The sequence below is a fragment of the Klebsiella sp. BIGb0149 genome, from assembly GCF_004362605.1.
In the GTDB taxonomy this organism is placed as follows: domain Bacteria; phylum Pseudomonadota; class Gammaproteobacteria; order Enterobacterales; family Enterobacteriaceae; genus Klebsiella; species Klebsiella terrigena.
This window is the reverse complement of sequence record NZ_SNYG01000005.1, coordinates 137646-163593: the sequence shown is the minus strand read 5'-3', so window position 1 is coordinate 163593 and position 25948 is coordinate 137646. Positions and strand designations below refer to the sequence as shown.

The 25948-nt window shown below is 56.1% G+C and carries 25 protein-coding genes and 1 CRISPR repeat array; of the genes, 20 read left to right on the top strand and 5 right to left on the bottom strand.

The genetic code is table 11. The features are described 5' to 3' along the window. Positions 1-12: 12 nt before the first annotated feature. Positions 13-747 carry a phosphoadenosine phosphosulfate reductase gene (gene cysH / locus EDF75_RS18110; protein WP_041146958.1) on the top strand — a complete coding sequence of 245 codons (735 nt, stop codon included), beginning with the start codon at positions 13-15 and terminating at the stop codon, positions 745-747. A 53-nt stretch (positions 748-800) separates the two neighbouring features. Here the strand turns inward: cysH and cas3 are convergent, their stop codons facing one another. The 3 genes from cas3 to EDF75_RS18095 form a co-directional block, all read right to left on the bottom strand. Further along, positions 801-3509 (bottom strand): CRISPR-associated helicase Cas3', encoded by a 2709-nt coding sequence (gene cas3 / locus EDF75_RS18105; protein ID WP_463671435.1) that lies wholly within the window; start codon positions 3507-3509, stop codon positions 801-803. 89 nt (positions 3510-3598) lie between these two features. Then, positions 3599-3898, bottom strand: a complete 300-nt coding sequence (locus tag EDF75_RS18100) for a helix-turn-helix domain-containing protein (RefSeq protein WP_133600394.1) — start codon at positions 3896-3898, stop codon at positions 3599-3601. 9 nt (positions 3899-3907) lie between these two features. Further along, positions 3908-4249, bottom strand: coding sequence for a type II toxin-antitoxin system RelE/ParE family toxin (locus tag EDF75_RS18095; RefSeq protein ID WP_133600393.1), 342 nt, complete (start codon positions 4247-4249; stop codon positions 3908-3910). 358 nt (positions 4250-4607) lie between these two features. On the opposite strand from EDF75_RS18095, the gene casA reads away from it, so the two are divergent. The 7 genes from casA to cas2e are packed head-to-tail and all read left to right on the top strand — an operon-like array spanning position 4608 to position 10495. Further along, positions 4608-6143, top strand: a complete 1536-nt coding sequence (casA, locus tag EDF75_RS18090) for a type I-E CRISPR-associated protein Cse1/CasA (protein ID WP_133600392.1) — start codon at positions 4608-4610, stop codon at positions 6141-6143. A gap of 16 nt (positions 6144-6159) precedes the next feature. Next, positions 6160-6762 carry a type I-E CRISPR-associated protein Cse2/CasB gene (gene casB / locus EDF75_RS18085; RefSeq protein WP_088402262.1) on the top strand — a complete coding sequence of 201 codons (603 nt, stop codon included), beginning with the start codon at positions 6160-6162 and terminating at the stop codon, positions 6760-6762. Positions 6763-6784: 22 nt separating this feature from the next. After that, positions 6785-7843, top strand: a complete 1059-nt coding sequence (gene cas7e, locus EDF75_RS18080) for a type I-E CRISPR-associated protein Cas7/Cse4/CasC (RefSeq protein ID WP_133600391.1) — start codon at positions 6785-6787, stop codon at positions 7841-7843. 9 nt (positions 7844-7852) lie between these two features. After that, positions 7853-8578 (top strand): type I-E CRISPR-associated protein Cas5/CasD, encoded by a 726-nt coding sequence (gene cas5e / locus EDF75_RS18075; RefSeq protein ID WP_133600576.1) that lies wholly within the window; start codon positions 7853-7855, stop codon positions 8576-8578. Next, positions 8578-9282, top strand: coding sequence for a type I-E CRISPR-associated protein Cas6/Cse3/CasE (gene cas6e / locus EDF75_RS18070; protein ID WP_133600390.1), 705 nt, complete (start codon positions 8578-8580; stop codon positions 9280-9282). The genes cas5e and cas6e overlap by 1 nt, the downstream gene beginning before the upstream one ends. Further along, entirely contained in the window at positions 9282-10199 is a 918-nt protein-coding gene (cas1e, locus tag EDF75_RS18065) for a type I-E CRISPR-associated endonuclease Cas1e (protein WP_088402258.1), read from the top strand. Before cas6e ends, cas1e begins: the two co-directional genes overlap by 1 nt. 2 nt (positions 10200-10201) lie before the next feature. Continuing rightward, entirely contained in the window at positions 10202-10495 is a 294-nt protein-coding gene (gene cas2e / locus EDF75_RS18060; protein ID WP_088402257.1) for a type I-E CRISPR-associated endoribonuclease Cas2e, read from the top strand. An 84-nt stretch (positions 10496-10579) separates the two neighbouring features. Beyond that, a CRISPR array of direct repeats spans positions 10580-14452; the repeat unit is 29 nt; unit sequence GTGTTCCCCGCGCCAGCGGGGATAAACCG. A gap of 26 nt (positions 14453-14478) precedes the next feature. On the opposite strand, the gene EDF75_RS18055 is transcribed toward cas2e, so the two are convergent. Further along, positions 14479-15522 carry an aminopeptidase gene (locus EDF75_RS18055; protein WP_133600389.1) on the bottom strand — a complete coding sequence of 348 codons (1044 nt, stop codon included), beginning with the start codon at positions 15520-15522 and terminating at the stop codon, positions 14479-14481. 247 nt (positions 15523-15769) lie between these two features. Between EDF75_RS18055 and cysG the strand changes: the two genes are divergently transcribed. The 11 genes from cysG to EDF75_RS18000 all read left to right on the top strand — a co-directional run bounded on the left by cysG (position 15770) and on the right by EDF75_RS18000 (position 24603). Continuing rightward, the gene (cysG, locus tag EDF75_RS18050; RefSeq protein WP_166646212.1) at positions 15770-17176 is read left to right on the top strand and encodes a siroheme synthase CysG; all 1407 of its coding nucleotides are present in this window, start codon (positions 15770-15772) and stop codon (positions 17174-17176) included. A 32-nt stretch (positions 17177-17208) separates the two neighbouring features. Then, positions 17209-18117, top strand: a complete 909-nt coding sequence (gene cysD / locus EDF75_RS18045) for a sulfate adenylyltransferase subunit CysD (RefSeq protein ID WP_041146949.1) — start codon at positions 17209-17211, stop codon at positions 18115-18117. Positions 18118-18126: 9 nt separating this feature from the next. Then, entirely contained in the window at positions 18127-19554 is a 1428-nt protein-coding gene (gene cysN, locus EDF75_RS18040; protein ID WP_133600387.1) for a sulfate adenylyltransferase subunit CysN, read from the top strand. After that, the gene (gene cysC / locus EDF75_RS18035) at positions 19554-20159 is read left to right on the top strand and encodes an adenylyl-sulfate kinase (protein WP_133600386.1); all 606 of its coding nucleotides are present in this window, start codon (positions 19554-19556) and stop codon (positions 20157-20159) included. Before cysN ends, cysC begins: the two co-directional genes overlap by 1 nt. Before the next feature lie 48 nt (positions 20160-20207). After that, a complete protein-coding gene (locus EDF75_RS18030; protein WP_041146946.1) occupies positions 20208-20534 on the top strand; it encodes a DUF3561 family protein in 327 nt (108 codons plus the stop codon). A 140-nt stretch (positions 20535-20674) separates the two neighbouring features. Then, entirely contained in the window at positions 20675-20986 is a 312-nt protein-coding gene (gene ftsB / locus EDF75_RS18025) for a cell division protein FtsB (RefSeq protein WP_045857570.1), read from the top strand. Positions 20987-21005: 19 nt separating this feature from the next. Then, the gene (gene ispD / locus EDF75_RS18020) at positions 21006-21716 is read left to right on the top strand and encodes a 2-C-methyl-D-erythritol 4-phosphate cytidylyltransferase (RefSeq protein ID WP_115192025.1); all 711 of its coding nucleotides are present in this window, start codon (positions 21006-21008) and stop codon (positions 21714-21716) included. Further along, on the top strand, positions 21716-22195 hold the full coding sequence (gene ispF / locus EDF75_RS18015; RefSeq protein ID WP_041146943.1) for a 2-C-methyl-D-erythritol 2,4-cyclodiphosphate synthase: 480 nt from the start codon (positions 21716-21718) through the stop codon (positions 22193-22195). The genes ispD and ispF overlap by 1 nt, the downstream gene beginning before the upstream one ends. After that, positions 22192-23241 (top strand): tRNA pseudouridine(13) synthase TruD, encoded by a 1050-nt coding sequence (gene truD / locus EDF75_RS18010; RefSeq protein ID WP_133600385.1) that lies wholly within the window; start codon positions 22192-22194, stop codon positions 23239-23241. The genes ispF and truD overlap by 4 nt, the downstream gene beginning before the upstream one ends. Beyond that, positions 23222-23983, top strand: a complete 762-nt coding sequence (surE, locus tag EDF75_RS18005; RefSeq protein ID WP_133600384.1) for a 5'/3'-nucleotidase SurE — start codon at positions 23222-23224, stop codon at positions 23981-23983. The genes truD and surE overlap by 20 nt, the downstream gene beginning before the upstream one ends. Further along, the gene (locus EDF75_RS18000) at positions 23977-24603 is read left to right on the top strand and encodes a protein-L-isoaspartate(D-aspartate) O-methyltransferase (protein ID WP_133600383.1); all 627 of its coding nucleotides are present in this window, start codon (positions 23977-23979) and stop codon (positions 24601-24603) included. Before surE ends, EDF75_RS18000 begins: the two co-directional genes overlap by 7 nt. Positions 24604-24705: 102 nt before the next feature. Here EDF75_RS18000 and EDF75_RS27510 read toward each other — a convergent pair whose 3' ends face one another. After that, entirely contained in the window at positions 24706-24837 is a 132-nt protein-coding gene (locus EDF75_RS27510; RefSeq protein WP_241723694.1) for a peptidase, read from the bottom strand. Between EDF75_RS27510 and nlpD the strand changes: the two genes are divergently transcribed. Then, entirely contained in the window at positions 24779-25840 is a 1062-nt protein-coding gene (gene nlpD, locus EDF75_RS17995) for a murein hydrolase activator NlpD (protein WP_347876911.1), read from the top strand. The genes EDF75_RS27510 and nlpD overlap by 59 nt on opposite strands. The last annotated feature ends 108 nt before the right edge of the window (positions 25841-25948 follow it).

Sequence of the window (25948 nt, the reverse complement as noted above, 5' to 3'; positions counted from 1 at the left end):
AACGAGGTAACTATGTCCGTACTCGATCTCAACGCGCTAAATGAACTGCCGAAAGTTGAACGCGTACTGCAGCTGGCAGAAACCAACGCGCAGCTGGAGAAGCTCAGCGCCGAAGAACGCGTGGCGTGGGCGCTGGAAAACCTGCCCGGCGACTACGCGCTCTCCTCAAGCTTTGGTATTCAGGCGGCGGTTAGCCTGCATCTGGTTAACCAGATCCGTCCGGATATTCCGGTGATCCTTACCGATACCGGCTACCTGTTCCCGGAAACCTATCAGTTTATCGATGAGCTAACCGACAAGCTGCAGCTGAACCTGAAGGTTTATCGGGCGCAGACCAGCCCGGCCTGGCAGGAAGCCCGCTACGGCAAGCTGTGGGAGCAGGGCGTTGACGGCATTGAGAAATACAATGACATCAACAAGGTTGAGCCGATGAACCGCGCCCTGCAGGAGCTGAACACCCGTACCTGGTTTGCCGGCCTGCGCCGCGAACAGTCCGGTAGCCGGGCAACGCTGCCGGTGCTGGCGATTCAGCGCGGGGTATTTAAGGTGCTGCCGATTATCGACTGGGATAACCGCACCGTTTATCAGTACCTGCAGAAGCACGGCCTGAAATACCATCCGCTGTGGGATCAGGGTTACCTTTCAGTGGGGGATACCCACACCACCCGCAAATGGGAGCCGGGGATGGCGGAAGAAGAGACGCGCTTCTTCGGCCTGAAGCGCGAGTGCGGGCTGCACGAGGGTTGAGAAAAGTCCCGGGCGGCGCATCGCGCCGCTTCCGGGAGTATTGGTTCAGGAGTTTACCCTGGGGTATTGCCAGCCAGCCCCTCCCGTTTGCTGTAGTAAATCGCTTCACCTTCTGACGATACCAGCACCACCTGCGCGGACGGGCGATGTTGTTTCTTCCGAAATCGTTCAAGCGTATCCTCGCCGAGAAGTAAAAATTCTGCCGATCTCTTTTTCCACCACGATAGACGTACCGATAATCGGCTCATTTCCCAGCGGAAGTCGCCCTCCATCACGATAGGATGCAGTTCATTTTCCTCATCCAGCCAGGCGAGATAGATATCAACGCTCTCTTCGCCCAGGCGGGTTGAAAACTCCCGATCTTTATCCCATAAAAAATCGCTGGCCTCCCGATCGTAGCCGATATCGTGGCGTAGTAGGTTTTGCGTCGCGACGGAACGTTGGCTCAACACCTTGCCGAAATCGACGTCAGAAAGTGCCTGTAAGCTGCCCGGGGCGGGAATTTTCTGTTCATAGACGCCATCGACCAATGCCCTGGCATTTTCCGGCATCCTGATTTCTCCATATTGACGCAGCAGCGCCTGAGTGCGCCATAAGCAGGCGTGGTCGGAATAAACGAAGCCGGTTCCTCGCAGCTCTTTTCCCAGCCAACCTTGCCCAGCCTGTTCCTGCCATTCTGGCGCTAGAATATGCAGTATCGGTGGCTGACGTTCATCGGGCAGTATCGCTTTGCGTTCCCCACCGGCAGTGCGGATATGGCGCTGAAGTCGACCGGCGCGCTGGATCAACAAATCTATTGGCGCCAGATCCGAGATCATCCAGTCAAAATCCAGATCGAGGCTTTGTTCGACAACCTGAGTGGCGATCAATACTTTCCCTCGCCGTGCTGAAACGGGGGCATCTTTGCCGAACCAGGCGAGGGTTTTATTCTCAATGGCAATACGATCGGCAAAGGCGAAGCGGCTGTGGAAAAGCAGCAGGTCCTGTTCAGGGATGCGCTTTTCATGCAACAGCTGCTGATAAGTTTCGCGTGCTTCATCAACCGTATTAAGGATCCAACATACGCATTGCCCGGCTTCGACTGCACGATAAATAATTTCCAACGCTTCCCTACGTTGCTGGATCCAGCTAACGATGACGGTGCGCTGAACCTCCTGGCGTGTCGTGAGCGCTTCTTCTGTCAGCCCTGTGGAAGATAGATGGCTTAACCATGGGTAGCCCGCATCGCTGCTCGTTTCGATTGCGGCAAATCCCGCACCTTTGTTAAATGCGTTGAGCAATTTCTCCCGTAAAGCGGCAGGGAGCGTTGCGCTTAAAATGATAGCGCTTCCGCCCTGGGCGGCATGGAACTGGAGCAACCCTTCCAGCAGTTTCACCATATAGCCATCGTAGGCATGAACTTCATCCAGCAGCAAAATCTTGTCGCGCATTCCGAGCAGGCGTAGCGACTGGTGGCGGAAGGGCATGACGGCCATTAATAGCTGATCTAAGGTTCCAACCCCCACTTCCGCCAGCAGCGCTTTTTTCCGCGAATCGGCAAACCAGATATGGCATTCACCGGCGGCGTTGCCATCGTCGCGAGAATAATCTTCAGCCGTTTCCCCCGATGGTTGCCAGACCGACTGTCGGAATGCATCCGACATCTGTCGGCCGCCATGTGCCAGCATCAGCGATGGCCTGGCATCTTTGGCAAACAGCGCGTGATAAGCTCCTGTCAGGCGTTGATACATGGCGTTTGCGGTCGCCATTGTCGGCAGGCCAACGTAGAGTCCATGCCCCTTATTGGCGGACATTAAACGATGCGTCAGGATTAACGCCGCTTCGGTTTTACCTGCCCCGGTAACATCCTCCAGAATGACCAACTGCGGACCCGGCGCAGAGATATCCAGCGTACTTGCTCGCTGCTGGAGAGGCGTAAGAGTATGAATAAACGGGAAGAGAGCCTGATGGTCCTGATAGCGGCTATGTTGTGACCGCTGCGGGATTTTGAGGATGGCTCGTTGAGCTTTTTCGTAGGCAAGGGGCCAGTAGTCTTCTAAAGGCATGGGGCTGCTGAGCGGCGGAAATTGCGTTTCATCCGAGCCCATCCAGTCGGCGATGGTGACTATGCCAGCAAAAAACCAGCTGTGCTGTTTTAAGCGTTTTCTTCCCGCTTTGACTTTCCATTCCGCAGGCAGCGTAAAGGAAAATAGCTGACTTACTGTTTCCAGGTAATGCGTTGCTACCGCAATATCCTCGTCGCTGAATGCCAAAGGGCTGCTATTTTTTAGCGTATCAGGGGGGATTCCGTGGTGGCCGGTGCTAACGAGCATCCATATATTTAAGGCGCTTTTGAAACTGGGGCGATTCTCCAGGGGAATGCCTGGAATAATTTCATTATTACCTTCAGACCATGCTTCAAGTAATTTTCCCCATAAATAAAAGCCTAAAGAATCGTGACGTTCAAAAGCTGAAATACTATTAATAGGAGGAACTAACGGTGAACCTGGGAATAGGGCATATTTTTGAAAGCCCCGAGCATATTTTCCAATGTCGTGACTGGCAAATAGCCAGACGATCCAGTTTTCTGCATCCGTCCCGCTGATGCCACACTCTTTTAATATATCTCTGGTGTTAAAGATATTGTTTTTGACGATGAAATATCCGCAGGCTGCGACGTCAAGGCAATGGTATGCCAGGAGGTGATAGGCATTATGCTTGCTATCGGTTGTTTTTGCTGTTTTTCCCCAGTAGCGGAGATACTGCGGGCTTTCAGTCATCATCTTTTGATTTCCAGGACAAAGCTGCAGGGCTGGCTGGCAGTTCAATTTATCTGGTGAGTTAGCCTGAAAGCCAGCCTCGCTCCATTTTTTCAGAGGTGAAATGCGACCCTTTTGCCCGTTGGGAGCTTCACGTCAATACTGAGTTCGCCGCCCAGAGCGGTGACGTAACGTTTCAGGGTCGACAGGCGGGGATCGTTATCCGCCTGTTCCATTTTTGCGATCGTTGGCTGCTTAACGCCCATCGCCGCCGCCAGCTCCGTTTGAGAAATATTCAGCTCTTCCCTAAGCATATTTAAAGCGATCGTCTGGCGAAGTTCTTCCACTTTTTCGGCAATACGCTCCCGGCTTTCTGGACTTTGCTTAGCCATCAGTTCTTTAAGGGTAGCCATAGTAACTCCTCATTTATTCAGGTGCTTACGGTATTCATTATCGGCAAACCTGAGCATGTCTCGGTAAAATTTCTTTTCGTTCAACCCCGTTTTGTCTCCGGCGCATAGCACGATGCCATGGCGGCAAGGATCAAACGCAAAGAAGGCTCGGATTGGGTTGCCTTGATGCTGTACGCGCAATTCTTTCATGTTCGGAAAAGCAGAATCATTCACGGTATCTGCAAACGGCCTGCCTAACTGTGGGCCATACTCAGATAAAATCACCATAGCGGCCAGCATGTCTTCCTGCAGCGCACCCGTCTGTGCCGCAAACCACTCATCGAAAGCGTCCGTCGTTTCTATGTCCCACATTGCGATCCCTCATAGCCAGTAAGCTATAGCAAGATTATAGCTTACTGGCTATGAGGACAACAATTTTTCACCTCCAGCAGACACTTTTTACTCCTGCTGACGTGTGAACCATTTGCACATTGGAAATGTGATATATTCGTTTTTGTTAATTATTGTCATTGAAATAAGCATGAACGTAATTATAGCAACATTAAAGATCAGGCTTATTTATTATAAGTGACTTCTTGCTTTGTTATTGATGGCATCCGAAAACTTGGTTACGATGTTTTCTACCCAAATGTTGGGCTGGGAGCCAATCCTTTTTCTCCTTCAATAAATGGTTGGTTCTGCTGAATTCCAGTTTTACAGGAGTAACTCTATGGATTTGAGTACGGAAAAATGGCTTCCTGTCCTTTTCTCCGACGGAGAAAAAACGAAAGTTGCACTATGCGATATTCTGGATAACAGAATTCAGGATCTCGCGTTTCCTCGGGCTGATTTTCAGGGGGCAGCATGGCAAATGTTGATAGGTATCCTGCAATGTGCTATCGCCCCTGAAGATAAAGAAGACTGGGGAGATATCTGGAATGAAGGTATTGAACCTGAAGAATGGCAGCGCGCACTGCGTGTCCTCTCTCCCGCTCTGCAGTTCGGCGAACAAAAACCTTCCTTTCTACAAAGCTACGATCCTCTTGATACTGAATATAGCACTATTGCCGGGCTGCTGATTGATGCGCCTGGCGGCAATACGCTAAAGCTCAATAAAGATCATTTTGTTAAACGAGGTCGCTTTGAACGAATATGTCCCCACTGTGCGGCCATTGCCCTGTTTGCGGTGCAAACTAACTCTCCGGCCGGTGGCGCGGGATATCGGGTCGGAATGCGCGGCGGTGGACCGCTAACCACGCTGGTGGTCCCGCAAGAAGAAGATAAGTTTCCGCTCTGGCGAAAGCTCTGGCTCAACGTTTTACCCGAGGAAAATGCACCGACGCCAGCGAAGTTCCCGCTGATTTTCCCCTGGCTCGCGCCGACCAGGACCAGTGAAAAGGCAGGCAATGTGGTAACGCCGGAGAATGCGCATCCTTTGCAGGCTTACTGGGGAATGCCGCGACGGATTGAGCTCGATTTCACCCATACTGATGCGGGAATCTGTGATTTATGCGGTGAGGAGCATGAGTCGCTGCTGCGGCAAATGCGTGTAAAAAACTATGGCGTTCAGTATGACGGTTGGCGGCATCCATTCTCCCCCTATCGGCAGGCGCTAAAAGACTCTTCCTCCCCCTGGCTGGCATTCAAAGGGCAGCCGGGCGGCGTCAGCTATAAAGACTGGCTGGGGCTTATTCTCGAACGTGAGGATAAATTTAACAAAATGCAGCCTGCAAAGGTGGTCCGCTCTGCCAGTCAACAGAAAAATATCGGACTGTGGTGCTTTGCATGGGACATGGATAATGCCAAAGCTCGCTGCTGGTACCAGCACCGTGTTCCGTTAATCAGCACCTCTCATGCGGAGCAATTTCTGGAAGCGCTCAATAAAGTACTGGTACTGGCTTCAGAGGCGCTGGCATTACTGAGAAATGCACTAAAAAGCGCCAGATTTGCCAGTCCAAAAGAAGCCAAAGTTGACTTCAGCATGATAGATATCGCCTTTTGGCAGGAAACTGAGTCTGCTTTTCGAACGTTGCAAGGTGTACTGGCGGTTGATTCATTACGTCAAGAGACGTCGACTCATCTCGCGGTGAAAGCATGGGAGCGTGAATTACACGCCTATCTCTTTAACGTTTTTGACCGTGAAATCCTCACTGACGCCGATAGTCCGGACGATATCCTGCTCCGTCAGCTGAAGGCGCGGCAGGAGCTTGAGAGCGGCTATCGTAAACATAAAGCGTATAAGGATGTACTGGCGCTGGTTGGATAATAAGAGGAGGTTGAACATGCTGAATAGTCATACTGCGGCACTGCGCAGAATCACCAATGCCAAAGCACAAAAAGCGCTGATTAACTGGTTTACCGCATTGTCTGAGCGATACTCGACCCGAGAGAGTCAGCGCATTAACGGACGAGCCTGGCGGGCGGAGCTGAAAAGAATGGAGCCGCCCTACGGCGCAATGATGTGTGAAGGATACGGCGCGCTCCGTCACTCTCTTCTTGAACATATGCCGCTACAACCCCTTGATGAAATGGCGCTGGCGCTGTTTGCCAGCGTCGCCGCGCATATCAAGAAGCATAATGAAAAAACAAGCTTTGCCGCGCAGCTGGGGGAAAAACTTAACGGCTCAACGTCGTGCGTTTCTACTCTACGTTTTGAACGTTTGCAAAAGGCTTCCGATCCGGAAACGTTTTGTCAGCTGTTAATCCACGCGGTGACGATTCGTGGTCATGAAGGGGTTAATGTCTTATCGCTGGCCGACAGTATTTTTTTGTGGATGGAAGAGTGGCAAAGGCGAGAAGAGCACAAGTCGGAGCCCCGTGACCCCTTTGAGCGCAATCGCATCCGTTGGGCGAATGAATATCTTTCTGCGTCATATAGCAAATAATCATTTTTAGAAGGATTTAACGATGACTACCTTTATTCAACTGCATTTATTAACCGCCTACGCGCCTGCTAACCTGAACCGCGATGAATCAGGTAGACCTAAAACAGCCTATATGGGGGGCGTGGAGCGTCTGCGCATTTCATCGCAAAGCCTGAAGCGTGCCTGGCGCGTATCTGACACCTTTGAAGAAGCGCTGGATGGTTTCATCGGCAAGCGTTCCCGACGAATTGGCGTGGATTACGTTTTCCGGCCGATGATTGCCGGCGGTATCGCGGCGAAGGTGGCGAAAGGGGCGGCAGAAAAAATTGCTGCTCAATTCGGTAAGCTGAAAAATGATAAAAATGCGCCCGATGAAAAAAACCTCGAAATTGAACAAATTGTTCATGTCAGCCATCACGAAATTACGTTAATTAAACAGCTGGTTGATACGCTAATTGCCAATAAGCGTGAACCCAGTGAAGAAGAAGTTAAGCTGCTCAGGAAGGAGCAGCGTAGCGTAGATATGGCGCTATTTGGCCGTATGCTGGCGTCAACGCCGGAGTTCAACGTCGAAGCTGCCTGTCAGGTTTCTCATGCGTTAGGGGTGAGCGCCGTGACCATTGAATCTGATTTTTTCACCGCCGTTGACGATCTGAACAATAAAGAAGAAGACGCCGGTTCCGGTCATATGGGTGAGCAGGGTTTTGCTTCGGCGCTTTTCTATACCTATATCTGCATTAGCCGTGATTTGTTGGTGGAAAACCTTGGTGGTAATGAGGAACTGGCGAAACGTGCTATTGCGGCACTGACCGAAACGGCGCTTACGGTTTCTCCAACCGGTAAACAAAATAGCTTTGCCTCTCGAGCTTATGCTTCCTATGCACTGGCTGAAATCGGTAAAAAACAGCCGCGCTCTTTGGCTGCGGCATTTTTCCAGCCGGTACGCGATGCCGATCAAATTACGGCGGCTATTACCCGCTTAAAGCAGCAGCGTGACAGCTTCAATAGCGTATATGGGAACTGTACTGACAATTATAAAGAATTGAACGTGCAGAAAAGTGAAGGAACGCTGGCGGAATTACTGGCCTTTGTTAGCCAGTAAGGATGAATGATGAAGGAATATTTGGTTTTCCAACTGTATGCGCCCCTGGCATCGTGGGGCGAAGAAGCACCCGGAGAAATCCGTCCTTCGGCGACAGTTCCAACGCGATCTGCCTTGCTGGGATTGCTTGCCGCAGCGCTGGGTATTCGGCGGGAAGAAGAAGAGCGGCTGAATAATTTCAATCAGCATTACCATCTGGCCGTGCACGCGCTTTCCTCTCAGGAACGATGGCTTCGGGACTATCACACCGTAAGTGCGCCGCGAGAAAACAAAAAGTATCGTTACTACACGCGTCGGGATGAACTTAGACTTGCCCCCGATGAGATCGGAACCCTGATTTCGCAGCGGGAGTATCGCTGCGACGGCTACTGGCATGTGGCATTAAGCGCGACACCCGGAGCACCATGCACGCTGCCGGTACTGCTCGAGGCGTTATTGACCCCACATTTCCCTCTCTATCTTGGGCGTAAGTCCTATCCTTTAGCATTACCGTTGGCGCCTCGTTTAATGCGTGGTGATTTAAAGGACGTCTTTATCCTGGCGAGGCAGGAGATATGCCCGGTGGAATTAAATGGCTCTATCTTAAGCGCAGGCGTTTGTTACTGGGATGACCCAAATGAAGTCAGTCTGACCTGGCAGCAAAAGCAGCGTAGCAATAATCAGCCTGTAAGCCGCCAGCGCTGGCAGTTTAGTAGCTATACCCGTTTTAGCGGGCCACTGCAGGGGAGAGCCTAATGTACCTGTCTCGTATCCAGCTCCGGTTTAATAATCTACAGCCGGAAATGTTGAAAAAATGGGATTCAGCCCGGCCTTACGCCAGCCACCAGTGGCTATGGCAGCTCTTTCCTGAACAGAAAGAGCGCCAGTTTTTGTTCCGTCAGGAAGAGCGTGGCGGCTTTTTTATGCTCTCAGCGACGCCGCCGTTAACGCAGCACGCTCTGTTTCTGGTTGAAACTAAATCATTTAGCCCTCAGCTGACCGAGGGGCTGGTGCTTGATTTTCAGTTACGCGCTAATCCGGTGATTACCCGTAATGGCAAACGTAGCGATGTCATGATGAATGCAAAGCACCAGGCTAAAGCGAACGGCGTAGAGCCGGAAAAATGGTGGGAATTACAGCAGCAGGCTGCGCAGGGCTGGCTGGAAATGCAGGGGAATCAACACGGCTTCCGTCTGCTTCAGCCTGAACCTGACGATTTTACCCAATGGGCCGGTACGGAAAGCAGAGAAATACAGACGCGATACGCTTGCGTGCAGGCATATCAACAACACCGTTTTGTTCGTAAAGCACAGGATAACCCGATTGCTTTTAGTAGCGTTGATTTTTCCGGCACGCTCATAATTACCGATGCTTTATTGTTTGAACAGGCGTTGTTTTCCGGGTTGGGAAAAAGCAAAGCGATGGGGTGTGGGATGTTGATGGTGAAAAGGAGGCGCTGATGAGCTGGCTTCCTCTTAATCCGATCCCATTGAAAGATCGTGTGTCGATGATCTTCCTTCAATATGGGCAGATAGATGTGATCGACGGCGCTTTTGTGTTAATCGACAAAACGGGGGTTCGTACCCATATTCCTGTCGGGTCTGTGGCTTGTATTATGCTCGAGCCTGGAACGCGTGTTTCTCATGCTGCCGTTCGTTTAGCTGCTCAGGTGGGGACACTATTGGTATGGGTGGGGGAAGCCGGAGTTCGCGTGTATGCATCGGGTCAGCCGGGCGGTGCGCGTTCAGATAAATTACTCTATCAGGCAAAGCTGGCGCTTGATGATGATTTACGTTTAAAAGTCGTGCGTAAAATGTTTGAGCTGCGCTTTGGTGAGCCCGCGCCAGGCCGCCGTTCGGTTGATCAACTACGTGGCATTGAAGGCAGTCGGGTTCGGGCGACTTATTCATTACTGGCGAAACAATATGGAGTTAAGTGGCAAGGCCGCCGCTATGATCCCAGGGATTGGGAGAAGGGCGATATTATCAACCAGTGCATCAGTTCAGCGACAGCTTGCCTCTATGGTGTGACGGAGGCAGCAGTGCTCGCTGCCGGGTATGCGCCAGCCATTGGTTTTGTACATACCGGTAAGCCACTTTCCTTTGTCTACGATATCGCCGATATCATTAAATTCGACACCGTGGTGCCCAAAGCGTTTGAAATTGCTCGCCGCAATCCGGTTGCACCGGACAGGGAGGTTCGTCTTGCCTGTCGGGATATTTTCCGTAGTGGTAAGACGCTAGCGAGACTGATTCCACTTATTGAAGAGGTTCTTGCCGCGGGGGAAATCCAACCTCCAGCTCCCCCTGAAGATTCGCAACCCGTTGCGATCCCACTTCCTGTCTCGTTGGGAGACTCTGGCCATCGGAGTAATTGAGGATGAGTATGCTGGTTGTTGTGACTGAAAATGTACCACCGCGACTGCGAGGAAGGCTGGCTGTCTGGCTACTGGAGATTCGTGCTGGGGTGTATGTTGGCGATATTTCGGCCAAGGTCCGCGAGATGATATGGCTACAAATCTCCGTTTTGGCGCAAGAGGGAAATGTCGTGATGGCATGGGCAACGAATACTGAATCAGGATTTGAATTTCAGACTTTCGGTGAAAACCGACGTATTCCGGTAGATCTGGATGGGCTGAGACTGGTGTCATTTTTACCCATTAAAATTCAATAAGTTAGTGTTCTTTAAAAATACGGAAAGTTTGGTAGGATTGAGTGTGTTGAAAAAAGTCTTTTAGTTCAGTCGCATAGCGTTAGAGTGTTCCCCGCGCCAGCGGGGATAAACCGCCCTTATACGTTGTTATTTGCATTAAGCGACCGTGTTCCCCGCGCCAGCGGGGATAAACCGGCATGCGAATGAACAACCTTTCAGACGTAGCGGTGTTCCCCGCGCCAGCGGGGATAAACCGCGCCTCAATCCCTTCGTCTATGCGTTTCTGCTCGTGTTCCCCGCGCCAGCGGGGATAAACCGCCGAGTCCCAGCTCCATCACCTTGCCAATCTGGTGTTCCCCGCGCCAGCGGGGATAAACCGAACTGGGGGGCGACGCCTGACGAATGGTTTCAGTGTTCCCCGCGCCAGCGGGGATAAACCGTCCGGCGCGTCGCCTTCTGGCTGGGCTTTGTTGTGTTCCCCGCGCCAGCGGGGATAAACCGCAGACCAATGCCAATAAGAAAGCCGAGGAAGAGTGTTCCCCGCGCCAGCGGGGATAAACCGTATCAGCATCCCTCAGTCTGCCAACGGTTACCGTGTTCCCCGCGCCAGCGGGGATAAACCGTAGGTACGCGTCAGCCCCTTCAGGGTTGCCATGTGTTCCCCGCGCCAGCGGGGATAAACCGTATCAGCATCCCTCAGTCTGCCAACGGTTACCGTGTTCCCCGCGCCAGCGGGGATAAACCGTAGGTACGCGTCAGCCCCTTCAGGGTTGCCATGTGTTCCCCGCGCCAGCGGGGATAAACCGTAGGTTAACTACCGCCATCATCGACAGGTCGCGTGTTCCCCGCGCCAGCGGGGATAAACCGCTCGGTATACGTGAGGACCCGTTTACCCACATGTGTTCCCCGCGCCAGCGGGGATAAACCGTTTTACCAAGAACACCACTCAGTTCTATTTTTGTGTTCCCCGCGCCAGCGGGGATAAACCGGACGCTATCGGGCAGGACCTCATCCTCGATGAGTGTTCCCCGCGCCAGCGGGGATAAACCGTTTTGCAAACCCAATCAGTTAAAAACGATCTGGTGTTCCCCGCGCCAGCGGGGATAAACCGCCGGGGCAGTATTTCGAGTTCAACACGCGACTGTGTTCCCCGCGCCAGCGGGGATAAACCGGTGACGCGTCTCAACGGGAGCGCGCGGCGCGGGTGTTCCCCGCGCCAGCGGGGATAAACCGCACCCGGTTACGGTCTACCAGATGAAGTCGATGTGTTCCCCGCGCCAGCGGGGATAAACCGCCCTGGGTACCGGTAGCCTGTCCATCGCCCAGGTGTTCCCCGCGCCAGCGGGGATAAACCGATTATTGACGATGAATTCGCGCCGCAATACGCGTGTTCCCCGCGCCAGCGGGGATAAACCGTTTTGTTAATGCGGTTCGAGATTTAGTCCTTAGTGTTCCCCGCGCCAGCGGGGATAAACCGGTCGGCCCGCGCCGCATCATCGTGGCGAACAGGTGTTCCCCGCGCCAGCGGGGATAAACCGCCGCCGGCAGCGTCGGGGATGGTGCGGGAACCGTGTTCCCCGCGCCAGCGGGGATAAACCGTTGGCGAGGGTTGATTTGCCGTTACCCTGCACGTGTTCCCCGCGCCAGCGGGGATAAACCGGTACCGGTCTGGGAGCGCGTCATGGTGACCGAGTGTTCCCCGCGCCAGCGGGGATAAACCGTGCTCGATCAACTTTTCAACTCCGCGCGCCTCGTGTTCCCCGCGCCAGCGGGGATAAACCGCCCTTTTTAGGCGGGCAATCAATTCAGCAGCAGTGTTCCCCGCGCCAGCGGGGATAAACCGCAATGTGGTGAAACTGAATTGAGGGGACATTGGTGTTCCCCGCGCCAGCGGGGATAAACCGTTCTTTGCGCTGTGCTTTTACGAGTGGCCGCTGTGTTCCCCGCGCCAGCGGGGATAAACCGCACCCGGAACATTACCTTGGCGCATTGCATATGTGTTCCCCGCGCCAGCGGGGATAAACCGTCATCGGCTTCCAACTCTTCGCGCGCGGCCTCGTGTTCCCCGCGCCAGCGGGGATAAACCGAATTACGGCATCTTCTTTGAGCCACAACGCGGGTGTTCCCCGCGCCAGCGGGGATAAACCGCATCGTCCTGCGGCATTAGTCGGCGACGAAATGTGTTCCCCGCGCCAGCGGGGATAAACCGCTTCTTGCCCTTAAGCCCCATCTTTTTTGGAAGTGTTCCCCGCGCCAGCGGGGATAAACCGTATATCGAAGGGGATATATTCAAATTCCTTTTGTGTTCCCCGCGCCAGCGGGGATAAACCGCTCATGCATTCACGGTTAATCTGCGATTTTTAGTGTTCCCCGCGCCAGCGGGGATAAACCGGTCGTTACGATCGGCCTTCTCAGCGGTCATGAGTGTTCCCCGCGCCAGCGGGGATAAACCGTAGTAAGCTGCCTCTCTGCGCCAGCCTAGCTTGTGTTCCCCGCGCCAGCGGGGATAAACCGTTGCTGGGTAGCTCATGGGGAGGGAATGTCTCGTGTTCCCCGCGCCAGCGGGGATAAACCGCTGGCTACACATTGGGACTCGCCGATGTGGAGGTGTTCCCCGCGCCAGCGGGGATAAACCGGCGTAGCGTCTGGCCGCACCACTATCGCAGGCGTGTTCCCCGCGCCAGCGGGGATAAACCGAACAGCTCCATGAACTCGGCGATGATATCATCGTGTTCCCCGCGCCAGCGGGGATAAACCGGGTAGGATTATGGCCGATAGTCAGGTAATCCCGTGTTCCCCGCGCCAGCGGGGATAAACCGTAAATTCCCTTCTCCTGCAGTTCCCCCACCAAGTGTTCCCCGCGCCAGCGGGGATAAACCGAGCAGATTGCACAGCTGACGAACCAGCAGTCCGTGTTCCCCGCGCCAGCGGGGATAAACCGCGGATGGTCTAGCATCACCAACGAAACCGCTGGTGTTCCCCGCGCCAGCGGGGATAAACCGAAAGCCCTGCGGTACTGATGGGTTGCCCATTTGTGTTCCCCGCGCCAGCGGGGATAAACCGCATTAGATCAATTTCATGGTGTAATTCCGGCAGTGTTCCCCGCGCCAGCGGGGATAAACCGCGAGATGGCGACCAGTCGCAATAGGTGTCAGTGTGTTCCCCGCGCCAGCGGGGATAAACCGGAAATGAATGGCCGGTAACGTCAGCTATGGCTGTGTTCCCCGCGTCAGCGGGGATAAACCGGTTTCTACTGTGATACTTTTTGCCCGACCGTCGTGTTCCCCGCGCCAGCGGGGATAAACCGAGACGTACCGATTGTGCGCATTCTCCGTTATCGTGTTCCCCGCGCCAGCGGGGATAAACCGCCATCCGTTAAAGAGTTTGTCGGGTCCGAAATGTGTTCCCCGCGCCAGCGGGGATAAACCGGCACGTCGCCACCGCAATAGCAGAGTAGCCCCGTGTTCCCCGCGCCAGCGGGGATAAACCGACTCTATTCCGGATAATCGAACCATTAAACGTGTGTTCCCCGCGCCAGCGGGGATAAACCGCGTGGCTGCTCTGGAACTACAGCGACAATATCGTGTTCCCCGCGCCAGCGGGGATAAACCGGAACAGCAGGACGCCGATTGCCAAACAGCGAAGTGTTCCCCGCGCCAGCGGGGATAAACCGAAACAACCGGCACCGGGCAAACCGGTATTAACGTGTTCCCCGCGTTAGCGGGGATAAACCGGTGAATCGCGAAACAGGGATGGGGGTTTGTTCGTGTTCCCCGCGTCAGCGGGGATAAACCGTGATAGTTGTTCTGGTAGCGGGTCATCATGCGGTGTTCCCCGTGCCAGCGGGGATAAACCGACGCTGGAGCCTGCCGCATTCGTCGAGCAGCTGTGTTCCCCGCGGCAGCGGGGATAAACCGGTCGAACCATGCATTTGTGTTACCAGCTGCAAGTGTTCCCCGCGCCAGCGGGGATATGCTCCTTCCTGGCTGACCAGCAAGCGCCAGCTAGCCGCGCTTATCGGCCTTCGCCAGCTCTTTCAACAGCGGCAGCATCACCTTGACGACGTCGCGGCTGCGCCGCTCGATGCGGCCGGGCAGCGCTTTGTCGATATGCTGCTGATTATCCAGCTGCACGTTGTGCCAGCTTGAGCCGTCAGGGAAGGCGGGGGATTTTGCCCGCTGCTGGAAGCCATCTTTCTTACCGAGCGACCAGTTGGTAGCCTCCACCGACAGCACCGGGATCCCGGCGCTATCAAAAACGCTGGCGTCGTTACAGCAGCCGGTGCCCTGCGGATAGTCGCGGTTCAGCCCCGGGTTGCTGAAGGCGGCAACGCCTTTGCTACGCGCGATGGCCAGCGCCCGGTCGCGGGTCAGCTTGCGAATCGCCGCCGGCGTGCTGCGGCCGCTATTAAAATAGAGCTTGTCGCCGACCACCAGATTATCGAGGTTGATCACCAGCAGGGTGTTTTTCTTCTCCGCATCGCTCATCCGCTGCAGCAGATTCTGCGCCCCGAGGCGCCCCTCCTCTTCACCGCTGGACGCGATAAAGCGAATGCCGTAGTGGGTAGGCACGTTCTTGAGACGCTCGGCCAGCTCCAGCATCACGCCAAGGCCAAGGGCGTTGTCGTCGATCCCCTGCAGGGTCAGGCCGCCGAGGTTCTTTTCCACGTCGCTATCGCTCATCGGGGCGTAGGTATCAAGGTGCGCCATGATGATGATCTGCTGGCGCGCCTTGCCCTCGTGGGCGGCAATCACCGTGCTGCCGGTGACGTTTTGCCAGTTCTGCCGCTGGTTTTTGGTGGTGTAGATATAGCGGGTATGAAAGCTGCGAATATCGCTCTGGTAGCCCATCTGCGCGAACTGCTGACGCAGGTAGTCCGCCGACAGCATCTCTGCTGGCGAGCCGGTCATTCTTCCGGGGAAAACGGTGGCGATATGGCGAGCCTGCGTATTGGCGGTTTCGCCCATAGCGCTAAAAGCCGGGGCGGAGAAGACAAAACCTGCGCCAAGCGCCAGTGGAAGCAGGCGGCGGCACAACGCGGAAAACATATGAGGGTCCTTACGGGAACATAACAATTTGACCCGCTTAGTATGAAACTGTGACCGAGGTTAAACAATTTCATTTGCTCTTAAATAGCGGAAAAGTCGCATGTTAAGCACTTTTTGATCTTAGCTTTCCCATGTCTTTATTCCTTTGAGTAACAACTCATTCCATTTCGTAATTTCATTTGCTCTAAGTGGCACCCTATAGTCGCACTATGACTGATTGTAAGTGAGCTGTTGCATCGTGGACTATTTGCCCTTATTTGCCGAATTAAAAGCGCGGCCGGTGCTGGTTATCGGCGGCGGTGAGATTGCCGCGCGCAAGATAATGTTTCTGCGCCGGGCGGGGGCGAAGGTGCAGGTTGTGGCCGCTGCGCTGTCCGATGAGCTTGCTGAACAGGTCGAACGCCAGGAGATCGCGTGGCGCGCGCAGGAGTTTCAGGAACAGCAGATCGACGACGTTTTCCTGGTGATTGCCGCCACCGAAGACGACGCGCTGAACCAGCGGGTTTCTGCCGCGGCGAACGCCCGCTTTCGCCTGGTTAACGTGGTGGACAATCAGCCGCTTTGCTCGGTGGTCTTCCCCTCCATTGTCGATCGCTCGCCGCTGCTGGTGGCGATCTTTTCCGGCGGATCGGCGCCGGTACTGTCGCGGCTGATCCGCGAAAAAATTGAAGCCCTGCTGCCGACCAACCTCGGACGCGTTGCCGAAGCGGCAAGCTACTGGCGACATCATATTAAAACGCATCTCACCACCACCGCGGCGCGACGTCGTTTCTGGGAGCGCGTTTTCAACGGCCGCTTTGCCAGCCTGATGATTGCCGGAAATAAGGCCGCTGCGGATAAGGCGCTGGAGGATGAGCTGCATCAGCCGGAAAAGCGGTCGGGTGAAATCATACTTGTCGGCGCCGGGCCGGGTGATGCCGGACTCCTTACCCTGCGCGGTCTGCAGGCGGTGCAGCGGGCGGACGTGGTGTTTTACGACCATCTGGTGACGCCGGAGATCCGCGAGCTGGTACGCCGTGATGCGGAGATGATCTGCGTCGGTAAACGCGCCGGAGAGTATTCAGTACCGCAGCATGAGACGAATCGGATGCTGGTCGAGGCGGCGAAAGAGGGCAAAACGGTGGTGCGCCTGAAGGGCGGCGATCCGTTTATTTTCGGCCGCGGCGGCGAGGAGCTGCAGGCGGCAGCGGCGGCGGGGATCTCCTTTCAGGTTGTTCCCGGCGTGACCGCAGCGGCGGGCGCGACGGCGTACGCCGGGATCCCGCTGACCCACCGCGATTACGCGCAGAGCGTGACCTTCGTCACCGGCCACTACAAGGCGGATAGCGCGGCGCTCGACTGGGCGCTGCTGGCGCAGAGCCAGCAAACGCTGGCTATCTACATGGGCACGATGAAGGCGGCAGAAATTAGCGCGCAGCTGATCGCGCACGGACGCGACAGAAACACGCCGGTGGCGGTTATCTCCCGCGGCACGCGCGCCGATCAGCAAACGACGACCGGCACGTTAGAACAACTGGAACACCTGGCGAAAGATGCCCCAATGCCGGCCCTGCTGGTGGTGGGTGAAGTGGTGCAGCTCCATCAGCAGCTCGCCTGGTTTCAACACACAACGAACGCAGAGGGCTTTGACTCTTCTGTGGTCAATCTGGCTTAGGCCCGGTGCAACAGGCCTTATAAGGAACGGTAATGGACCAAAAACGACTCACTCACCTGCGACAACTGGAGGCGGAAAGCATCCATATCATTCGCGAGGTGGCCGCCGAATTCTCCAATCCGGTGATGATGTACTCCATCGGTAAAGATTCCAGCGTGATGCTGCACCTGGCGCGTAAAGCGTTTTATCCGGGAACCCTGCCGTTCCCGCTGCTGCACGTGGATACCGGCTGGAAATTCCGTGAGATGTACGAGTTCCGTGACCGTACCGCGAAGGCCTACGGCTGCGAGCTGCTGGTGCACAAAAACCCGGAAGGGGTGGCGATGGGCATTAACCCGTTTGTCCACGGCAGCGCCAAGCATACCGATATCATGAAGACCGAAGGCCTCAAGCAGGCGCTGAACAAATACGGCTTCGACGCCGCGTTCGGCGGCGCCCGCCGCGATGAAGAGAAGTCTCGCGCCAAAGAGCGTATCTACTCGTTCCGCGACCGCTTCCACCGCTGGGATCCGAAAAACCAGCGCCCTGAGCTGTGGCACAACTACAACGGCCAGATTAACAAAGGCGAAAGCATCCGCGTGTTCCCGCTCTCTAACTGGACCGAGCTGGATATCTGGCAGTACATCTATCTGGAAAATATCGAAATCGTGCCGCTGTACCTGGCGGCAGAGCGCCCGGTTCTCGAGCGTGACGGCATGCTGATGATGATCGATGACGACCGCATCGACCTGCAGCCGGGCGAGGTTATCAAACAGCAGATGGTACGTTTTCGTACCCTCGGCTGCTGGCCGCTGACCGGCGCGGTGGAGTCCAACGCGCAAACGCTGCCGGAAATTATTGAAGAGATGCTGGTCTCCACGACCAGCGAACGTCAGGGTCGCATGATTGACCGCGACCAGGCAGGCTCGATGGAGCTGAAGAAACGTCAGGGGTATTTCTAAGGAGCCGCCATGAATACGACAATTGCACAACAAATTGCTGATGAAGGCGGCGTTGAAGCCTACCTGCACGCGCAGCAGAATAAAAGCCTGCTGCGCTTCCTGACCTGCGGCAGCGTTGATGACGGCAAAAGCACGCTGATTGGCCGCCTGCTGCACGATACCCGCCAGATCTATGAAGATCAGCTCTCATCGCTGCATAACGATAGCAAGCGTCACGGAACCCAGGGCGAGAAGCTGGATCTGGCCCTGCTGGTGGATGGCCTGCAGGCGGAACGCGAGCAGGGCATCACCATCGACGTGGCCTACCGCTATTTCTCTACCGAAAAGCGCAAGTTTATTATTGCCGATACGCCGGGGCACGAGCAGTACACCCGCAATATGGCGACCGGCGCCTCGACCTGCGATCTGGCGATCCTGCTGATTGACGCGCGCAAAGGCGTGCTGGATCAGACCCGTCGTCACAGCTTTATTTCGACGCTGCTGGGGATTAAAAACCTGGTGGTGGCGGTGAATAAAATGGACCTCGTGGCGTTCAGCGAAGAGCGATTCAATCAGATTCGCGAAGAGTATCTGACCTTTGCCGAACAGCTGCCTGGCGACCTCGATATTCGCTTCGTGCCGCTTTCCGCGCTGGAAGGGGATAACGTTGCCAGCCAGAGCGACAAGATGGGCTGGTACAGCGGCCCGACGCTGCTGGAAGTGCTGGAAACCGTAGAGATCCATCACCAGGTCGAAAGCCAGCCGCTGCGTTTCCCGGTGCAGTTTGTTAACCGTCCAAACCTCGATTTCCGCGGCTTCTCCGGCACCGTAGCCTCCGGCACCGTGACGGTCGGCCAGCGTCTGAAGGTGCTGCCTTCGGGCGTGGAATCCAGCGTGGCGCGCATCGTGACCTTTGACGGCGACCTACTGGAAGCCGGCGCCGGGGAAGCGATCACCATCGTGCTTAAGGATGAGATTGATATCAGCCGCGGCGACCTGCTGGTCGATGCGCAGGTATCCCTGCCGGCCGTGCAGAGCGCCAGCATTGACGTGGTGTGGATGGCTGAACAGGCGCTCTCTCCGGGCCAGAGCTTTGATATCAAAATTGCCGGCAAGAAAACCCGCGCCCGCGTGGACGGCATTCGCTACCAGGTTGATATTAACAATCTGACCCAGCGGGAAGTGGAATCGCTGCCGCTTAACGGCATCGGCCTCGTGGATTTGACCTTTGACGAGCCGCTGGTGCTGGACAAATACCAGAACAACCCGGTGACCGGGGGGCTTATTTTTATCGACCGCCTGTCGAACGTGACCGTCGGCGCCGGCATGGTGCGCGAACCGCAGGAGCACGCGCAGGCGTCCGCTTCGTCGTTCAGCGCGTTCGAGCTGGAGCTAAACCAGCTTATCCGTAAGCATTTCCCGCACTGGGACGCTCGCGATCTGCTGGGAGGCAAGTAATGGCGCAGCATGACGAAAACGTCGTCTGGCACGCCCATCCGGTCACTCAGCAGCAGCGCGAGCAGCGCCACGGCCATCGCGGCGTGGTGCTGTGGTTTACCGGGCTCTCCGGCTCCGGTAAATCGACCGTTGCCGGCGCGCTGGAGGAGGCGCTCCAGCAGGCCGGCGTCAGCACCTATCTGCTGGACGGCGATAACGTTCGCCACGGCCTGTGCAGCGATTTGGGCTTTAGCGACGACGATCGCAAAGAGAACATCCGCCGCGTGGGTGAAGTGGCTAAGCTGATGGTTGAGGCCGGACTGGTGGTCCTGACGGCCTTTATCTCCCCGCACCGCGCCGAACGGCAGACGGTGCGCGAGCGGCTGGGGGAAGGGCGCTTTATCGAAGTGTTCGTCGATACGCCGCTGGCCATCTGCGAGGCGCGAGATCCGAAAGGGCTGTACAAGAAGGCGCGCGCCGGCGAATTACGCAATTTCACCGGGATTGACTCCGTGTATGAAGCGCCGGAAAAGGCGGAAATTCATCTGGATGGTGAACAATTGGTAACAAATTTGGTGCACCAACTATTAGACCTGCTCAGACAGCGAGATATTATCAGATCCTGAAACGGTGGCGGCACTGAGATGCTGGTCGCCCGGTGAACAGGATTCGATATGCGTAATACCCAGAACCTCAGTATGATTCGTTCAGAACCACCTCCGGTGGCGAATGACGAGACCACCTGGTCTTTGTCAGGCGCCGCCGTGGGATTTATCTCATGGCTGCTGGCGCTGGGTATCCCCTTTCTCATCTATGGCAGCAATACGCTGTTTTTTCTTCTCTACACCTGGCCGTTCTTCCTTGCACTAATGCCGGTTGCCGTGGTGGTCGGTATTGCGCTGCATTCGTTGTTGAATGGCAAACTCCTCTACAGCTCATGCGCGACGATTTTAACCATCGGACTGATGTTCGGCCTGCTGTTCCTCTGGCTGCTGGGATAGTCTTTTTGGCGTATGAATCAAGCCTGGGTATCGACGACAAAAATGTGGTACAGTCCCCGCGTTACGCGGCATCGTCCGCGCGTCGGAGCAAAACGCTCGGGCGAGTTATCGGATGATGATGCCGTTTTTCAGGGGGCAGGATGGGTAAATTAACGCTGCTATTATTGGCTTTGCTGGTCTGGCTACAGTACTCGCTGTGGTTCGGTAAAAATGGTCTGCATGACTATAGTCGGGTTAATGACGATGTCTCCGCTCAGCAGGACACTAACGGTAAACTAAAAGCGCGCAACGATCAGCTGTTTGCGGAAATCGATGACCTCAACGGCGGTCAGGAAGCTATCGAAGAACGCGCGCGCAACGAGCTAAGTATGACCCGCCCGGGTGAAACGTTTTATCGTCTGGTCCCGGATGCGTCTAAGCGCAATCAGGGTTCGGCGCAGAATAATCGATAAATAAGCCCAGGATTACGACATGGCAGCCACTTTTCCGGGCGTTTGCGCCGTGGTGCCGGCGGCCGGTTTTGGCCGTCGTATGCAAACGGAATGCCCGAAACAATATCTCTCAATCGGTAACAAAACGATTCTCGAACACGCGGTCGCCGCGCTGCTGACCAACGCCTGCGTCCAGCGCGTGGTGATTGCCGTCAGCCCCGGCGATGTCCGTTTTAGCCAGCTGCCGCTGGCCTCCCATCCGCAGATTACCGTCGTTGACGGCGGCAGCGAACGCGCCGACTCCGTGCTTGCTGGCCTGCAGGCGCTGCCCGATGCGCAGTGGGTGCTGGTGCATGACGCCGCGCGCCCGTGCCTGCATCAGGACGATCTCACCCGCCTGCTGGCGCTGCGCGAAACCAGCCGCGTTGGCGGCATCCTGGCGGCACCGGTCCGCGATACCATGAAGCGCGCTGAACCCGGCAAGGTCGCCATTGCCCATACCGTCGATCGCAACGACCTGTGGCATGCGCTGACGCCGCAGTTTTTCCCGCGTGAATTACTCTTTAACTGCCTGACGCGTGCGCTCAACGAAGGCGCAACCATCACCGACGAAGCGTCGGCGCTGGAGTACTGCGGCTTCCATCCCGAACTGGTAGCCGGACGCGCTGATAATATTAAAGTGACGCGCCCGGAAGACCTGGCGCTGGCAGAATTTTACCTTACCCGTTCCCGACACCAGGAGAAGGCTTAATGCGAATTGGACATGGTTTTGACGTACACGCTTTTGGCGGTGAAGGCCCAATCATTATTGGCGGGGTGCGCGTTCCTTACGAGAAGGGGCTGCTGGCCCACTCCGATGGCGACGTTGCGCTGCATGCGCTAACCGATGCCCTGCTGGGCGCGGCTGCGCTGGGGGACATCGGTAAGCTGTTCCCGGACACCGATCCGGCCTTCAAAGGCGCCGACAGCCGCGCGCTGCTGCGCGAAGCCTGGCGCCGGATTCAGGCGAAAGGCTATACCCTCGGCAACGTTGACGTCACCATCATTGCCCAGGCGCCGAAAATGCTGCCGCATATTCCGCAGATGCGCGTTTTCATCGCCGAAGATCTTGGCTGCCATATGGACGACGTCAACGTGAAGGCGACGACCACCGAAAAGCTCGGCTTTACCGGGCGCGGCGAAGGCATTGCCTGTGAAGCGGTGGCGCTGCTGCGTAAGGCGGCGCAATGATCGCCTTCAACGAACTCACCTGGCTGCACGGAAAACCGCAGGGGCAGGGGCTGCTGAAAGCCAGCCCGGAAGACTTCGTGGTGGTAGAAGACCTCGGCTTTGAGCCCGATGGCGAAGGCGAGCACGTGCTGGTGCGGATCCTCAAAAAGGAGTGCAACACGCGCTTTGTCGCGGACGCGCTGGCAAAATTCCTTAAAATCCATGCCCGGGAAGTCAGCTTTGCCGGGCAGAAGGACAAGCACGCGGTAACCGAACAGTGGCTCTGCGCCCGGGTGCCGGGTAAAGAGATGCCCGACCTCAGCAAGTTTCAGCTCGAGGGCTGCCAGGTGCTGGAGTACGCGCGCCATAAGCGCAAGCTGCGCCTTGGGGCGCTGAAGGGCAATCAGTTCACCCTGATCCTGCGCGAAGTCAGCCACCGCGATGATGTCGAGCAGCGCCTGCAGGCCATCGCCGGCGGCGGCGTGCCGAACTATTTTGGCGCTCAGCGCTTTGGGATTGGCGGCAGCAACCTGCTGGGCGCGCTGCGCTGGGCGGAGAGCGGAGCCCCGGTGCGCGATCGAAATAAACGCAGTTTTTGGCTCTCGGCGGCGCGTAGCGGCTTGTTTAATCAGCAGGTCAGTATTAGATTAAAAAAAACAGAATTTAATCAGGTTGTTGATGGCGATGCGCTACAATTAGCGGGGCGCGGCAGCTGGTTTGTCGCTGCGCCTGAAGAGCTGGCGGAACTGCAGGGGCGGGTTAATAACCGCGAGCTGCTGATTACCGCTGCGCTGCCGGGCAGCGGCGACTGGGGCAGCCAACGCGATGCGCTGGCCGCCGAGCAGGCGGCGGTGGCCGAAGAGACGCAGCTTCAGGCGCTGCTGGTGCGTGAAAAAGTAGAGGCGGCACGCCGGGCGATGCTGCTCTATCCGCAGCAGATGCGCTGGAACTGGTGGGATGACGTCACCGTTGAACTGCGTTTCTGGCTGCCAGCGGGCAGCTTCGCCACCAGCGTGGTAAGGGAACTTATCAATACAACGGGTGACTATGCGAATATTGCTGAGTAACGATGACGGGATTCATGCGCCGGGCATTCAGACCCTGGCGAAGGCCTTACGGGAATTCGCTGAGGTCCAGGTTGTCGCACCCGATCGTAACCGCAGCGGCGCATCGAACTCCCTGACGCTGGAGTCTTCACTACGTACCTTCACCTTTGACAATGGTGATATCGCCATCCAGATGGGCACGCCCACGGACTGCGTCTATCTCGGCGTTAACGCCCTGATGCGCCCCCGTCCGGATATCGTGGTCTCCGGTATCAACGCCGGGCCGAATCTTGGCGATGACGTTATCTACTCCGGTACCGTTGCCGCGGCGATGGAGGGTCGTCACCTTGGCTTTCCGGCGCTGGCCGTTTCGCTAAACGGCCATCAGCATTACGCCACCGCGGCGGCCATCACCTGCACCATTCTGCGCGCGCTCAGCCGCGAGCCGCTGCGCACCGGGCGCATTCTCAATATCAACGTCCCCGATCTGCCCCTTGAGCAGATTAAAGGCATCCGCGTGACCCGCTGCGGCAGCCGCCATCCGGCCGATCAGGTTATCCCGCAAAAAGATCCGCGCGGCAATACCCTGTACTGGATTGGTCCTCCGGGCGAGAAGCACGATGCCGGGCCCGATACCGACTTTGCGGCGGTAGATGAAGGCTACGTGTCGGTGACGCCGCTGCACGTTGATTTAACCGCCCACCAGGCCCATGAAGTGGTCACCGACTGGCTCGATCGCGTCGGAGTAGACAGCCAATGGTAAGCAAACGTGTTGAAAGCCTGCTGAATCAGCTCCGCACTCAGGGCATCGTTGACGAGCGCGTGCTCGAAGCGATTTCGCTGGTACCGCGGGAAAAGTTTGTCGATGAGGCCTTCGAACATAAGGCGTGGGAAAACACCGCGCTGCCGATTGGCCAGGGGCAAACCATTTCGCAGCCCTACATGGTGGCGCGGATGACGGAGCTTCTGACGCTGACGCTGGAGTCGCGGGTGCTGGAAATTGGCACCGGCTCGGGCTATCAGACGGCGATCCTGGCGCAGCTGGTGCACCACGTCTGTTCGGTCGAGCGAATTAAGAGCCTGCAGTGGCAGGCGCGGCGTCGCCTTAAACAACTTGATTTACATAATGTTTCAACCCGTCACGGCGATGGATGGCAGGGTTGGAAGGCGCGAGCACCTTTTGATGCGATTATCGTCACCGCCGCACCGCCGGAAATTCCGCCGGCCCTGCTGGCGCAGCTGGATGAAGGTGGCGTGCTGGTTTTACCGGTGGGTGAAGAGCATCAGTTTCTGAAACGGATCCGTCGTCGCGGCAATGAGTTTGTCATTGATACCGTCGAAGCCGTTCGCTTCGTTCCCCTGGTACAAGGGGAGCTGGCGTGAGACCCGGATTATTCCAGGTTTTTTTTGCCTGATTTTAGGCGTAGGGTGGACACATTTTCAGTGTCCTGGCCGGGCGTTTCCCGGTAAGCAAGATATTGGTAGTTAACCTATTCCTGGGGGATAAATGAGCGCGGGAAGCCCAAAATTTACCTTAAGCCGTATTGCGGCACTATCGCTGGTTTCACTCTGGCTGGCAGGCTGTTCGAATACGAATAATCCGCCTGCGCCGGTCAGTTCGGCGGGAGGAGCCTCCTCCTCCGGAACCAGCTCCGGGATGCTGATTACCCCGCCGGCGAAAACGGGCGTTACCGCCGTGCCTCAGGTGCAGCCGGTTCAGAGCCAGCCGACCCAAATTCAGCCGATGGCCCAGCAGCCGGTGCAGACCATGAACGGCAAGATCGTTTATAACCGCAAATATGGCGATATTCCGAAAGGCAGCTATACCGGCGGCAGCAGCTACACCGTCAAACGCGGCGATACGCTGTTCTATATTGCCTGGGTGACCGGCAACGATTTTCGCGACCTTGCTGAGCGCAATAATATCCCGGCACCGTACGGCCTGAACGTCGGCCAGACGCTGCAGGTCGGCAACTCCGCGGGCCAGCCAATCACCGGCGATAACGCCGTTGCTCAGGCCAGCGCTCGGGCCAGCGGAGGTGCGACGGCGGCCGCACATCCTGCACAAAAATCAACCGCAGTGGTTGCGTCACAACCAACTATTACGTATTCTGAATCCTCAGGTGAACAGAATGCTAATAAGATGTTGCCGAACAATAAGCCAGCAACGACGGTCGTTGCGCCGGTTACGGCTCCAGCTATTAGCAGCAACCAACCGACTGCAAGCAGCACGTCAACCAGTTCGCCGATCTCTTCATGGCGCTGGCCGACTGATGGCAAGGTTATCGAGAACTTTAGCGGCGCCGAGGGCGGTAATAAAGGCATCGACATTGCAGGCAGTAAAGGACAGGCTATCGTCGCGACCGCTGATGGACGCGTCGTCTATGCCGGTAACGCACTGCGCGGTTACGGTAATCTTATTATCATCAAACACAACGATGATTACCTGAGTGCCTACGCTCATAACGATACCATGCTGGTCCGGGAGCAACAGGAAATTAAAGCGGGGCAGAAAATCGCTACCATGGGTAGCACCGGAACCAGCTCGACAAGATTACATTTTGAAATTCGTTACAAGGGGAAATCCGTCAACCCGCTGCAGTATTTACCGCAGCGATAATTTGGCGAAGTACGCATAAGCATAACGTCAGTTAAAAGGCGCCGGGGCGGTGAGCACCGCTCTGCATTGGGGTTAAAAAGCTGTCCTGGCGACGTTTGAATGATATTT

Excerpts from the sequence above, each read along its gene's own strand:
- cysH (WP_041146958.1), top strand. The coding sequence starts at position 13 with ATGTCCGTACTCGATCTCAACGCGCTAAATGAACTGCCGAAAGTTGAA.
- cas3 (WP_463671435.1), bottom strand. The coding sequence starts at position 3,509 with ATGATGACTGAAAGCCCGCAGTATCTCCGCTACTGGGGAAAAACAGCA.
- EDF75_RS18100 (WP_133600394.1), bottom strand. The coding sequence starts at position 3,898 with ATGGCTACCCTTAAAGAACTGATGGCTAAGCAAAGTCCAGAAAGCCGG.
- EDF75_RS18095 (WP_133600393.1), bottom strand. The coding sequence starts at position 4,249 with ATGTGGGACATAGAAACGACGGACGCTTTCGATGAGTGGTTTGCGGCA.
- casA (WP_133600392.1), top strand. The coding sequence starts at position 4,608 with ATGGATTTGAGTACGGAAAAATGGCTTCCTGTCCTTTTCTCCGACGGA.
- casB (WP_088402262.1), top strand. The coding sequence starts at position 6,160 with ATGCTGAATAGTCATACTGCGGCACTGCGCAGAATCACCAATGCCAAA.
- cas7e (WP_133600391.1), top strand. The coding sequence starts at position 6,785 with ATGACTACCTTTATTCAACTGCATTTATTAACCGCCTACGCGCCTGCT.
- cas5e (WP_133600576.1), top strand. The coding sequence starts at position 7,853 with ATGAAGGAATATTTGGTTTTCCAACTGTATGCGCCCCTGGCATCGTGG.
- cas6e (WP_133600390.1), top strand. The coding sequence starts at position 8,578 with ATGTACCTGTCTCGTATCCAGCTCCGGTTTAATAATCTACAGCCGGAA.
- cas1e (WP_088402258.1), top strand. The coding sequence starts at position 9,282 with ATGAGCTGGCTTCCTCTTAATCCGATCCCATTGAAAGATCGTGTGTCG.
- cas2e (WP_088402257.1), top strand. The coding sequence starts at position 10,202 with ATGAGTATGCTGGTTGTTGTGACTGAAAATGTACCACCGCGACTGCGA.
- EDF75_RS18055 (WP_133600389.1), bottom strand. The coding sequence starts at position 15,522 with ATGTTTTCCGCGTTGTGCCGCCGCCTGCTTCCACTGGCGCTTGGCGCA.
- cysD (WP_041146949.1), top strand. The coding sequence starts at position 17,209 with ATGGACCAAAAACGACTCACTCACCTGCGACAACTGGAGGCGGAAAGC.
- cysN (WP_133600387.1), top strand. The coding sequence starts at position 18,127 with ATGAATACGACAATTGCACAACAAATTGCTGATGAAGGCGGCGTTGAA.
- cysC (WP_133600386.1), top strand. The coding sequence starts at position 19,554 with ATGGCGCAGCATGACGAAAACGTCGTCTGGCACGCCCATCCGGTCACT.
- EDF75_RS18030 (WP_041146946.1), top strand. The coding sequence starts at position 20,208 with ATGCGTAATACCCAGAACCTCAGTATGATTCGTTCAGAACCACCTCCG.
- ftsB (WP_045857570.1), top strand. The coding sequence starts at position 20,675 with ATGGGTAAATTAACGCTGCTATTATTGGCTTTGCTGGTCTGGCTACAG.
- ispD (WP_115192025.1), top strand. The coding sequence starts at position 21,006 with ATGGCAGCCACTTTTCCGGGCGTTTGCGCCGTGGTGCCGGCGGCCGGT.
- ispF (WP_041146943.1), top strand. The coding sequence starts at position 21,716 with ATGCGAATTGGACATGGTTTTGACGTACACGCTTTTGGCGGTGAAGGC.
- truD (WP_133600385.1), top strand. The coding sequence starts at position 22,192 with ATGATCGCCTTCAACGAACTCACCTGGCTGCACGGAAAACCGCAGGGG.
- surE (WP_133600384.1), top strand. The coding sequence starts at position 23,222 with ATGCGAATATTGCTGAGTAACGATGACGGGATTCATGCGCCGGGCATT.
- EDF75_RS18000 (WP_133600383.1), top strand. The coding sequence starts at position 23,977 with ATGGTAAGCAAACGTGTTGAAAGCCTGCTGAATCAGCTCCGCACTCAG.